The following is a 12686-nucleotide window of genomic DNA, read 5'->3' as shown; positions in this document are numbered from 1 at the left end:
GACACTGGCACACCAGAACACCAGAACACCAGAACAACACAGGAGAGAGACTTGAAGAAGCTGCTGATTGCAAACCGGGGCGAGATTGCCCTGCGTATCTTGCGCGCCGCGCGGGATCTGGATATCGGCACCGTGGCGGTCTATGCGCAGGACGACGTCAGCGCGCTGCATCGCGTGCTGGCCGACGAGGCCGTGGCGCTCGATGGCGCGGGCCCAGCCGCCTACATCGACATCGCGGGCATCGTCGCCGCGGCCAAGGCCACCGGCTGCGATGCGGTGCACCCGGGCTACGGCTTCCTGAGCGAGCGCGCAGACTTTGCGCAGGCGTGCGCGGCGGCCGGCATCCGGTTTATCGGCCCCGACGTCGAGCATCTCGCGATCTTCGGCGACAAGGGCCGGGCGCTGGAACTGGCCGTGCAGAGCGATGTGCCGGTGATGCCGGCCACGCATGGCGGTGCAACGCTGGAAGAGATCACGGCCTTCTTCGATGCGCAGGGCGCGGCCGGCGTGGTCATCAAGTCGGTGGGCGGCGGCGGCGGGCGCGGCATGCGGGTGGTGCGCCGGCGCGAAGACGTGGCCGAAGCCTATGCGCGCTGCCGCTCGGAGGCGGCGTCGGCGTTCGGCATCGACGCGCTGTACGCGGAGCGGCTGGTGGCGCGGGCGCGCCATATCGAAGTGCAGATTGCCGGCGATGGCGTCGACGTGGTGGCGCTGGGCGAGCGCGACTGCACGCTGCAGCGCCGCTTCCAGAAGCTGGTCGAGATTGCGCCAAGCCCGGTGCTCAAGCCTCAACTGCGCGAGGCCATTATCAAGGTCGCGCTGCGGCTGGCACGCCGGGTGCGCTATGCCAGCCTGGGGACGCTCGAGTTTCTGGTCGAGGAAAACGACGCGGGCGATCAGAAGGACTTCGTCTTTATCGAGGCCAATCCGCGCCTGCAGGTGGAGCATACGATCACCGAGCAGGTTACCGGCGTGGATCTGGTGGCGCTGCAGATCGGGCTGGCAGCCGGGCGCACGCTGGGCGACCTGGGGCTGGACCCGGCCGCGCCGCCGCAACCGCGCGGCTTTGCGATCCAGGTGCGCGTCAACGCCGAGATGACCGATGCCAACGGCCTGGCGCGCCCGGCGCACGGCCGCCTGGAGCGATTCGACCCGCCGACCGGGCCCGATGTCCGCGTCGATACCCATGCCTACACCGGCTACGAGCCGTCGCCGAATTTCGACACGCTGCTGGCCAAGCTGATCGTCAGCAGTGGCACGCCGGATTTCGGCGCGGTGTTGCGCCGCCTGCAGCGCGCGCTGGCCGAATTCCGTATCGGCGGCGTGCCGACCAACCTGAACCTGCTGCGCGCGCTGGTGCAGCGGGACGAATTCCGTACCCAGGCCGTCCACACGCGCCATTTCGAGGCCATCCTGCCCGAACTGGCCGCAGCCGCGGAAGCGATTGCCGACGCGGGCCGCGCGCAGGACGCGCTGCTGGGCGGCACGACACGTCCGCCGGTCCACGGGCTGGCGCATGCGGCGGGGCCCGAGGAACAGGTCGACGAAGGGCTGGTTGCGATCCGCGCGCCGCTGACGGGCCGCGTGGTGGATATCGCCGTCGAACTGAGCGCGCTGGTCAAGCCCGGCCAGACCGTGGCCGTGCTCGACGCCATGAAGATGGAGCACGCGATCGTGGCCGAGTGCGCCGGCCGTGTGGTGGACCTGCGGCTCGAGAAGAACGCGCTGGCGGCCGAGAACCAGATCCTGATCGTGCTGGAAGCCGCCGATGCCGAGGGCGTGGCGGCCGACACCGCGCAGGCGCACGATGCCAACGCCATCCGCGCCGATCTGCAGCGCGTGCTGGACCGGCACGCCTTTCTGCATGACGCCGCGCGTCCCGATGCGGTGGCGCGGCGCCGCTCGCGCGGCCAGCGCACCGCCCGTGAAAACATCGCCGACCTCTGCGACGCCGACAGCTTTGTCGAATATGGCGCGCTGGCGCTGGCCGCCCAGGCAAGCCGCCGGACCCGGGAAGATCTGATCGCCAACACGCCGGCCGATGGCCTGATTACCGGTATCGGCAACGTCAATGCCGATCTGGTCGGCAAGGAGCGCGCCCGCAGCGCGGTAATGGCCTATGACGCCACGGTGATGGCGGGCACGCAGGGCAAGCGCAACCATATCAAGACAGACCGCATCGTGGAGGTGGCGCTGCGCGACGAACTGCCGCTGGTGCTGTTTGGCGAAGGCGGCGGCGGGCGGCCCGGCGATGTGGACTTTCCATCGGTGTCGGGCCTGTACCAGCCGTCGTTCGCCGCCTTTGCCGAACTGAGCGGCCAGGTGCCGGTGGTGGGCATCGTGTCGGGCCGCTGCTTCGCGGGCAACGCGGCGTTCCTGGGCTGCTGCGATGTGATCATTGCCGACAAGTCGGCCAATATCGGCATGGCGGGGCCGGCCATGATCGAAGGCGGCGGCCTGGGCATCTTCCGGCCTGAGGATGTGGGGCCGGCGCCGGTGCAGTTCGCCAATGGCGTGATCGACATCCTGGTGGAAAACGAGGCCGAAGCCACGCAGGCGGCCAAGCACTACCTGTCGATGTTCCAGGGCCGCATCGCGCACTGGAACGCGCCCGATCCGGCGGCGCTGCGCCACGTGGTACCGGAGAACCGCCTGCGGGTCTATGACACGCGCAAGGCCATCGAGGGCATTGCCGATGTGGGCAGCGTGCTGATGCTGCGCGGCGGCTTTGGCGCGGGCATCCATACGGCGCTGGCGCGCGTGGAAGGCCAGCCGGTGGGCATCATGGCCAACAACCCATATCACCTGGGTGGGGCCATCGACGCCGATGCGGCCGACAAGGCGTCGCGCTTCATGCAGCTGTGCGACGCGCATGGCCTGCCGATCGTCTCGCTGATCGACACCCCGGGGTTCATGGTGGGCCCCGATGTCGAGGCCCGTGCGCAGGTACGGCACGTATCGCGCATGTTCCTGACGGCGGCCAAGCTGCGCGTGGCGCTGCTGGCCGTGACCCTGCGCAAGGGCTATGGCCTGGGCGCGATGGCCATGGCGGGCGGCGGTTTCCGCTCGGCGAACTTCACGATCTCGTGGCCGACCGGCGAGTTCGGGCCGATGGGGCTGGAGGGCGCGGTACGGCTGGGCTTCAAGAAGGAGCTGGAAGCGGTGCCCGATGGCCCGGAGCGCAAGGCGCTGTTCGACCGGCTGGTGGCGCAATCGTACGAGCGCGGCCACGCGATCAACACGGCGGCGGCGGTGGAAATCGACGCGGTGATTGATCCGGCCGACACGCGCAGATGGATCGCGCAGGGCATTGCGTCGGCGGAACTGCGCGGCCGCCGCGCGCGCCGCGGCTTTGTGGACGCCTGGTGAGCGCCCCCGTGGACGTTCGGAACCCAGGAATCAGGAGACATTCATGACCAGGAATGGTCCAGATCCGGCGCAACTGGCGCTGGGGGGATTGCGCGTGCTGGAAATCGGTACCGGGCCGGCGCTGGCCTACGCGGGCAAGCTGTTTGCCGATTTTGGCGCCGAGGTCATCAAGGTGGAAGATGCGGCCGGCGATGCCTGGCGGCGCATGCCGCCCTTGATCGACCCGCCCGGCGGCGGGCAGCCCGAGAGCGCACTGTTCGCGTGGCTCAATACGAACAAGCGCAGCGTCGTCGCCACGGGCGGCCCCGAGGACGACGCCTGGCTGGCGCGGCTGGCCCGCACGTGCGATGTCGTGCTCGATGCGCGGGCGCTTGATGCAGGCATCGCCGTGCTTGAGCGGCCGGTGTGGCGGGTGGCGGGCGACGCCCACGGCCATGTGCCCATCGACATCGCGCTGACGTGGTTCGGCGAAAGCGGCCCATACAGCGGGTTCGCGGGGACCGAGGCGGTCTGCCGGGGGCTGGCGGGGGCCGTGCATGGCAGCGGGCCGGTGGAAGGCCCACCGCATATGCCGCACGACGTGCAGACCGGCATCGTGGTGGGCCTGAGCGCGTTTTCGGCGGCAGTCGGGGCGTTGCTCGGCAGCAGCCAGGGCAGCCGGCGCTATGTGCTGAGCCTGCACGAGTGCATCTTCAGCGTGGTGGAGATGGAAGCGGGGATGGTGCAGGACAAGCGCCACCCGCTGCGCCGCATGGGCGTGAACCGCTTCTGCGGCACGCATCCGGGTGGCATCTACGAGACTGCCGATGGGTGGATCGGCATCTTCACGCATACCTTGCCGCAGTGGAAGGCGCTGTGCGAGGCGATCGGGCGTCCCGAACTTGGCAGCGATCCGCGCTTTGCCAGCGGGCCAGAGCGGATGCTGGTGGCCGACGAGATCGACGCATTCCTGCAGCCGGCGCTGCGCGGGCGGACGGCCGAAGAATGGTTCGCGCTGCTGGGCGACAAGAAACACCCGGCCGTGGTGGTGCCCAGCATGGCGACGCTGCTGGGGCAGGCCGTGCATCGCGAGCGTGGCGCGTTCGTCCCGGTGGAACTGGACGGCGTGACGTTCGAGGGCCCCGTTGTGCCGCTGCGGCTCGACGATGCCGGGCCGCTGTCCGGCGGCAAGGCCCCCGCGCTGGGTGCGGACACCGTGTTCTATCGGCATGCGGGTCTCGATCATCATCCGCGGCAGGCTCTGGCCGCAGCGCCCGCCGGGCGCCTGCCGCTGGAGGGCATCCGCGTCATCGACCTGACCATGGGCTGGGCGGGGCCGCTGGCCACGCGGACGCTGGCCGATCTGGGCGCGGAGGTCATCAAGGTGGAAAGCACGGGCTATCCGGACTGGTGGCGCGGCGCGAATTTCACCGACGAGTTCTACCGGGACAGGCTGTACGAGAAGAACTCGAACTTCAACATGATGAACCGCAACAAGCTCGGCATCACGCTGGACCTGACGCAGCCGGAAGGCAAGGCGCTGTTGCTGGATCTGGTGGCGCACGCCGACGCGGTGATCGAAAACTACTCGGCCGAGGTGCTGCCCAAGCTCGGCCTGACCTACGACACGCTGCGTGCCCGCAATGACCGGCTGGTGATGGTGTCGATGCCTGCCTTTGGCCTGGGCAACGCGTGGAGCAACACGCGCGCTTATGGCGGCACGCTGGAACAGGCCAGCGGCCTGCCGTGCTACACGGGCCACCCCGATGGTCCGCCGGCCATGACGTCGTACGCCTACGGCGATCCGATTGGCGGGCTGAACGCCGGCGCGGCGCTGCTGGTGGCGCTGTTCGCCCAGCGGGCCACGGGCAAGGGGCGGCATCTGAACCTGTCCCAGGTGGAGGCCATGCTGGCGCTGACCGCGCCGTACATGATCGAGCAGTCGGTATCGGGCCGGGTGGCACCGCGCCAGGGCAATCGCCATCCGATGGCCGCGCCGCACGGCTGCTACCGCTGCGCCGGCGACGACGGCTGGATTGTCGTGAGCGTGACCGATGCCCAGTGGCCTGCGCTATGCCAGGTGATCGGCCGCGTTGACCTGGCCCAAGACATGGCGCTGGCCGATGCGGCCGGCCGGCGCGCGCAGCATGACCGCATCGACGCGGCCATTGCCGCCTGGTGTGCGACGCGCGAGCCCGACGACGCCATGCAGCAGCTTCAGCAGGCCGGCGTCGCCGCCGGCGCGGTCAAGCCCATGTGGCAGGTGCTGCAGGATCGCCATCTGCACGCGCGCGGCTTCTGGTGCGAGGTGGAGCGGCCCTACGTCGGGCGCTATGCCGCCAGCACCAGCTGGTTCCGTGGCATCGACGGTCCCGCGCCGATTCGCCAGGTGTCGCCCACGCTGGGGCAGCACACCGACCAGGTGCTGGCCAGCGTGCTGGGGCTCGGCGCCGAACAGCGCGAGGCGCTGGCGCGTCGGGGCATCACCGGGCAGACCGCCCGGCCCAAGGGCGCCGGGACATCGGCCTAGCCCGATGTCCCGGGCATGAAACACCGGATTCCAAGACCAATACGACAAGGAGACAACATGAACCGACGCGCACTGACCGCCGCCATGGCAATGGGATGCCTGCTGGCCGTGGGGTTCCCCGGCACCGCTGCCGCACAGGGCAGCCAGGCCGGCAACTGGCCGAACAAGCCGATCCGCATGATCGTGCCGTTCCCGGCCGGATCGTTCACCGACACCGTGGCACGCGTGCTGTCGGAACGGCTGACCAGGTCGCTGGGCCAGCCAGTGGTGGTGGAGAACAAGGCCGGTGCCAACGGCCTGATCGGCGTGGGCGAGGCGGCGCGCGCGGCGCCCGACGGCTACACGCTGGTGGTAACCAATTCCAGCAGCGTCACCATCAATCCGCATATCTACAAGAAGGCCAGCTACAAGGCCCGCGACCTGGCGCCGGTCACGCTGGTGCTGGAGGCGCCGTTCATCCTGGTGACCAACCCCGAATGGTCGCAGAAGCATGCCGTGGCCACGGTGCCCGACCTGGTCCGCTACGCGTCGCAACATCCGGGAAAGATCAGCTACGGCTCGGCGGGCCCCGGCAACATCGCCCACCTGAGCTTTGCGATGCTGAACAACCGGGCCCGGATCAACACCACCCATGTGCCGTACAAGTCCGCCGCCCAGGCGGAAATGGCGGTGATCAGCGGCGAGCTCGATACGGCTTTCGATACCTGGACCGCGCTGCCGCAGATCAAGGCCGGCAAGCTCAAGCCCATCGCCGTCAGCTCCACGCGGCGCATGACGCAACTGCCTGACGTGCCGACCGTCGAAGAGGCCGGCCTCAAGCCGTTCAATTCCACGTTCTGGATCGGCCTGCTGGCACCAGCCGGCACCCCGCAGCCGATTGTCCAGAAACTGCACGCGGCCACGCGCGGCGTGCTGGAAGACGAAAAGGCCAAGGCGGCGCTGAGCCAACAGGGCGACGTGGTGATGGTGGACCCGGAGAACTTCGCCAGGCGGGTCGAGAAAGAAGAAGTGAGCTGGGATGCGGTGATCCAGAAGGAGAACATCACGCTGGATTGATCGACGCAGAGGTGCTGGATGGCGCGGCTGGGTGCATCCCCGGCCATGTTCCGAGGCGACGCCTGCGCGGGCCATCAGTACCAATCCCTAGTTGACGCCGTTTTTCATGAGCATAAAATCTGTTTCACAAACATGAAAGCAGAGCGCCAGCCTCCCGGTTCGGCGCCGCCATGGCACCGTCATCTGGAGACAGCCCACCCATGACCGCATCGTCCGCCGCCAGCCAGGCGGCTCCTTGCTATTTCGTTCGCACCGAAGAGGTTGACGGCTATCACCCGGCCAACCATGTCGGCACCCTGAACCGTCGCATCATCGGCCGCGAAAATGTGGGCGCCACGCAACTCGAAGTCATCCACGGCACCATCGAGCGGGGCAAGGGCGCGCTCCCACACGCGCACCCGGGCATCGAGCAGGTCTGCTACGTGCTGGAAGGGCGTGCGCGGGCCGAGGTCAATGGCCAGGCGCGCGAACTGGGGCCGGGTGACTGCTGCTTCTTTCCGGCCGATGCCATGCATGTGTTCACGGTGATCAGCGACGAGCCCGTGAAGCTGCTGGTGATCTATGCGCCACCCTACGAGGAGTCGCCGGATCGCGTGATTCGTCCGGCCTGAACATCGCAGTCAGCTGGACCATCAAGGCCTTGCAGCCGCCCAACACCCTGGAGGAGATCACCATGCCGAAATTCCGCGTGCGGCGCACGCTTGTCGCCGCCATGCTGGCGCTATCTGCGACGGCGCTGCCGCTGGCCGCGCGGGCAGCCGACACCTATCCGAGCCGGCCGATCCGGCTGGTTGTGCCTTTTGCCGCGGGCAGCGGCACCGACGCCGTGGCGCGCATCACGGCCAAGGAACTGGGCGACGCGCTGGGCCAGAACGTGGTGGTCGATAACCGGCCCGGCGCCAACGGCGCGATTGCCGCCGAACTGGTGGCGCAGGCCGCGCCCGATGGCTACACACTCTTCATGACGACGAACACCACCCATTCGGCCAATCCGTCGTTGATGAAGAAGCTGCCCTACGACCCGATCAAGGATTTCACGCCGGTGGCACGCATGGGCAACCTGCCGTTCATGCTGGTCATCAATCCGAAGCTGCCGGTCAAGACGGTGGGCGAACTGATTGCCTACGCCAAGGCCCATCCGGGCATGTCATACGCCAGCGGCAACAGCACCGGCATCGTGTCGGGGGCCACGCTGGGCCGCATGGCCAACATCGACCTGTTGCACGTGCCCTACAAGAGCACGCCGCCGGCCATGACCGACGTCATTGCCGGCCAGGTCCCGATGATGTTCGTCGATGTGGCGGCCGGCATCGCCAATGTCAAGGCCGGCAAGATGCGCGCGCTGGCCGTGACCACCGCGCAGCGCAGCCGGCTGCTGCCCGACCTGCCGCCGATTGCCGACACGCCGGAGCTGAAGGGTTTCGACATCACGTCATGGAATGGCGTATTCGCGCCGGCAAGGACGCCGCAGCCGGTTGTCGAGCGGTTGAACCGCGAATTGTCGAAGATTGCCGTCAGCAAGGAGGTGGCACCGAAGTTCGAGGCGCTGGGCTTCGAGGCCTTTGGCCAGACCCCGCAGCAGTTCACGGCCTTTGTCGGCAGCGAACTGGTGAAGTGGAACAGGCTCGTCAAGGACGCGGGCATCCAGCCGGAATAAGGAGCACCGGATGAATTTCGAAAGGACACCCGAGCAGAACGCCATCGTCGATGCCGTGACGCAGTTGTGCAGCGACTTCGGCCCGGAGTACTGGGCCGAACTGGACCAGAAACACCGGTTCCCCGAAGCGTTCCACCAGGCCATGGCCGGGGCGGGCTGGCTGGGCATCGCCATGCCCGAGCGATTCGGCGGGGCGGGGCTGGGCATCACCGAGGCGGCACTGATCATGCAGACGGTGTCGGCGTCGGGGGCGGGATTCTCCGGCGCTTCGGCCATCCACATGAATGTGTTTGGCCTGAACCCGGTGGTGGTATTCGGCAACGAGGCCCAGCAGGCGGCCGCGCTGCCGCCGCTGATCGAAGGCCGCGACAAGGCCTGCTTTGCGGTGACCGAGCCCGATGCGGGGCTGGACACCACGCACCTGAAGACGCAGGCCGTGCGCACCGCCGACGGCAGCGCCTACCGCGTGGATGGCCGCAAGATCTGGATTTCCACGGCGCAGGTGGCCACGCGCATGCTGCTGCTGGCGCGCACCACGCCGCTGGACGCCGTGAGCAAGCCCACGCACGGCCTGAGCCTGTTCTATACGACGCTGGACCGCAACCACATCGAAGTGCGCGAGATCGACAAGATGGGTCGGGGCGCGGTCGATTCGAACATGCTGTTCATCGACGGCCTGATGGTGCCGGCCGAAGACCGCATCGGCGAGGAGGGCAGAGGCTTCGAGTACATCCTGCACGGGCTGAACCCGGAACGCATCCTGATCGCGGCCGAGGCTGTGGGGCTCGGGCGTGCCGCGCTGGAAGCCGCCACGCGTTATGCCCGGGAGCGCACCGTGTTCGGGCGGCCGATCGGCCAGAACCAGGGCATCCAGCATCCGCTGGCGCAAGCCTGGATGGCGCTGGAGGCGGCCGACATGATGGTGTGGAAGGCGGCCTGGCTCTACGATCAGGGTAAGCCCTGCGGTGCAGAAGCCAACGCGGCCAAGTATCTGGCGGCGGAAGCCGCGCACCAGGCGTGCCAGACTGCCGTGCTGACGCTGGGCGGGATGGGTTATGCGCGGGAGTACCACGTGGAACGCTACCTGCGGGAGTCCTATATCCCGCGCATCGCGCCGGTCAGCGCCCAGCTGATCATGTGCCATATCGCGGAGCGCGTGCTGGGGCTGCCGAAGTCGTACTGAAGCAAACAGAAAAGGAAAAAGGAAAAAGCCCCGGACCTGTGAAGATCCGGGGCCATTTTCAGTGCAGGTTTCCCGCTGCCGCGCCATGACGATCCGTGAGGATCTGACACCGTTGAGTGCCACGCTGCCTTTCAGCGATGAAAACGTCCAATCATCGTTGAAAAACATCTGGGCCGATGCTCATGGCGCGGCGCGCGGCGGCATGTTCTTCCCATCTAAGAGCCCATGCCGCGCAAATCTGGATGACCCTGCCCGCCATCCAGACTGCGGAAATCGTCAATTACTTGCCAAGCTCGTGTCCAATCACGCCACCCACCACGGCGCCACCGACCGTTCCGGCCGTGCTGCCGTGGGTGGCCTCATGGCCCACCACACCGCCTGCCACCGCGCCGGTTGCCGTGCAGCCCGACAGGGCCCAGCAGCACGCGCCGATGGCGATAACGCCTGTGATTCGCTTCCACATGATGTTCCCCTACGTAGGCGCCACGCGGTTCCTGCTGTTGGTGCGCGGCGGCGTCTGTCGTTCATCACGCCTCAAGCATAGGTCCGGGCCGCCGCCGGGCCTTTCCGGCGGGCGCTGATTGCACTGTAGGAATTTGTCGGACGGTCGCAACATCGGGCCGGGACAGCGTGTCAACCGTGCAAACGTACGAAACCGGGGTGTGCGTGTAGCGGCCGCAAGCGCGCTGATGCACAATCCCCCGCTTCAGTCTGGGCTGAAACGACCGATTACCGTTGGCGGTGCCGGAAATTTCACGCCGGGCACGCCTGACCCTTCAGAATGGCGGCCTGCCGCAAGCCACTGCCCCGTCACCCGCTGCCATGATGTCGCCCCGTTTCGACGCCTCCCTCGTCCTCATTTCCGTGCTGGTTGCCGTGCTGGCGTCGTATACGGCGCTCGACATGGCGGGCCGCATTTCCACCGCCGCCCGTGGCCGTTACGCGCGGATGTGGCTGGCCGGCGGTGCCGTGGCCATGGGGCTGGGCATCTGGTCGATGCATTTCATCGGCATGCTGGCCTTCAGCCTGCCGATTCCGCTGGGATACGACGTGTCCATCACCGGGGCGTCATTGCTGATTGCCGTGCTGGCGTCGGCATTCGCGCTGCGCCTGGTCAGCCAGGAGTACCTGCCGCGCAGGCGCCTGGCGCTGGGGGCGCTGGCGCTGGGCGCGGCCGTCTCGAGCATGCACTACACGGGCATGGCGGCCCTGCGCATGCAGCCCGGTATCGATTACGACCCCTGGCTGTTCCTGCTGTCGATCGTGATTGCCGTGGCGGCTTCGGGCGCGGCCCTGTGGATTGCCTTCCGCCTGCGGCGCAGCATGCCGCGCGTGCATCAATTGCGGTTCGGCGCCGCGCTGGTCATGGGCGGGGCGATCGCCGCCATGCACTACACGGGCATGGCGGCGGCGCGGTTTCCGCTGGGCAGCATCTGCGGCGCGGCGGGCTCGGGCGTTGACAGCGGGGCGCTGGCCCTGCCGATCCTGGTCGTCACCGTATGCGTGCTGGCCGTGGCGCTGATTACTTCGGTGCTCGACATGCGCCTGGAAATGCGGACGGCCGTGCTGGCGGACGCGCTGGGCGTGGCCAACAAGGAGCTTGAGTTCCTGGCCCTGCACGACAAGCTGACGCACCTGCCCAACCGCGTGCTGCTGGAAGACCGTTTCCAGCAGGCCATCCAGGCAGCCACCCGGCAGCCAGGCACATTCGCGGTGCTGTTCGTGGACCTGGACGGATTCAAGGGCGTCAACGACACCTACGGCCATCAGATGGGCGACAGCCTGCTGGTGGAAATTGCCGGCCGCCTGCGCGCGTCCGCCCGTTCCGAGGACACCATCTCGCGCGTGGGCGGCGACGAATTCGTCGTGCTGGCCAGGGTGGACGAACCGGCCGACGCCGGTGTGATGGCCGAGCAGCTGATCGAGGCGCTGCGCGAGCCCGCGCACGTGGCCGGCCATGCGCTGCATGTGTCGGGCAGCATCGGCATCGCACTCTATCCGGCCGACGGCGCCGACCAGGACACGCTGATGACCAACGCCGATGCCGCGATGTACCACGCCAAGGCGTCGGGCCGCAACGCGTACTGCTTCTTCGAACGGTCGATGAACCACCAGGCACGCGTCCAGCAGTCGCTGATCCAGGACCTGCGCGGCGTGGTGCGCACGGGCCAGCTCGAACTGCACTACCAGCCCAAGTTCGCGGCAACGGACAGCCGCCTGGTGGGGGCCGAGGCGCTATTGCGCTGGCAGCACCCGGTGCACGGCCTGCTGATGCCTGACCAGTTCATCGGGCTGGCCGAAAAAACCGGCGCCATCGTGCCGATCGGCAAATGGGTGCTGGACGAGGCCTGCCGCCAGCTGGCCGCCTGGCGTGCCAGCGGCCATGTGGACTGGTCGATGGCGGTGAACCTGTCGGCGCTGCAGTTCTGTCACGCGGGGATGATCGAGACCGTGTCCGATGCGCTGAAGCACCACGGCATCCCGGCCGCAAGCCTGACGCTGGAAATCACCGAAAGCACGGCCATGCGCGATGTGGAAGAAACGCTCGCGATCATGACGCAGCTCGACGAAATGGGCGTGCGCATTGCCATCGACGACTTCGGTACCGGCTATTCGAGCCTGCTGCACCTGAAGCGCATTCCGGCCAGCGAACTGAAGATCGATCGCGGCTTTGTGCGCGACCTGGCGGAGGATTCAGAGGATGCGGCCATCGTGTCGGCCATCGTTGCGCTGGGCCGTACGCTGAACCTGCAGGTGGTGGCGGAAGGGGTGGAGACCGCCGCGCAGCAGACGTTCCTGGCGGGGCTGGGGTGCGATGCGCTGCAGGGTTACCTGCTGGGCCGGCCGGTGCCGGCCGCGCAATTCATGAGCCAGGCGGCGACGCGGTAAGCGCCGCCGCCTGGCGGTTCGGG

Annotated in this window: 8 protein-coding genes; 7 read left to right on the top strand and 1 reads right to left on the bottom strand. The window is 67.9% G+C overall.

The annotated features are described in order from the left end of the window. Positions 1-51 precede the first annotated feature (51 nt). From D9X30_RS09575 to D9X30_RS09550, 6 genes are all read left to right on the top strand, one after another. Positions 52-3369, top strand: a complete 3318-nt coding sequence (locus D9X30_RS09575; protein ID WP_153948489.1) for an acetyl-CoA carboxylase family protein — start codon at positions 52-54, stop codon at positions 3367-3369. Between the two features lie 43 nt (positions 3370-3412). After that, positions 3413-5878, top strand: a complete 2466-nt coding sequence (locus D9X30_RS09570) for a CaiB/BaiF CoA-transferase family protein (protein WP_153948488.1) — start codon at positions 3413-3415, stop codon at positions 5876-5878. A gap of 57 nt (positions 5879-5935) precedes the next feature. Next, on the top strand, positions 5936-6934 hold the full coding sequence (locus D9X30_RS09565) for a Bug family tripartite tricarboxylate transporter substrate binding protein (RefSeq protein WP_153948487.1): 999 nt from the start codon (positions 5936-5938) through the stop codon (positions 6932-6934). Positions 6935-7134: 200 nt separating this feature from the next. Beyond that, positions 7135-7545, top strand: a complete 411-nt coding sequence (locus tag D9X30_RS09560) for a cupin domain-containing protein (protein WP_153948486.1) — start codon at positions 7135-7137, stop codon at positions 7543-7545. Positions 7546-7646: 101 nt separating this feature from the next. Beyond that, entirely contained in the window at positions 7647-8591 is a 945-nt protein-coding gene (locus D9X30_RS09555; protein WP_228770970.1) for a Bug family tripartite tricarboxylate transporter substrate binding protein, read from the top strand. 10 nt (positions 8592-8601) lie between these two features. After that, complete coding sequence (locus tag D9X30_RS09550) at positions 8602-9774, top strand: acyl-CoA dehydrogenase family protein (RefSeq protein WP_153948484.1); 1173 nt, start codon at positions 8602-8604, stop codon at positions 9772-9774. Between the two features lie 280 nt (positions 9775-10054). Here D9X30_RS09550 and D9X30_RS09545 read toward each other — a convergent pair whose 3' ends face one another. Next, positions 10055-10237 carry a glycine zipper 2TM domain-containing protein gene (locus D9X30_RS09545; protein ID WP_153948483.1) on the bottom strand — a complete coding sequence of 61 codons (183 nt, stop codon included), beginning with the start codon at positions 10235-10237 and terminating at the stop codon, positions 10055-10057. Positions 10238-10596: 359 nt separating this feature from the next. On the opposite strand from D9X30_RS09545, the gene D9X30_RS09540 reads away from it, so the two are divergent. Then, positions 10597-12663: a putative bifunctional diguanylate cyclase/phosphodiesterase gene (locus tag D9X30_RS09540; protein WP_153948482.1), complete on the top strand. Its 2067-nt coding sequence runs from the start codon at positions 10597-10599 to the stop codon at positions 12661-12663. The last annotated feature ends 23 nt before the right edge of the window (positions 12664-12686 follow it).

It is taken from the genome of Cupriavidus sp. U2 (assembly GCF_009663685.2).
Lineage (GTDB): Bacteria > Pseudomonadota > Gammaproteobacteria > Burkholderiales > Burkholderiaceae > Cupriavidus > Cupriavidus necator_C.
This window is presented reverse-complemented; position numbering and strand designations above follow the sequence as displayed.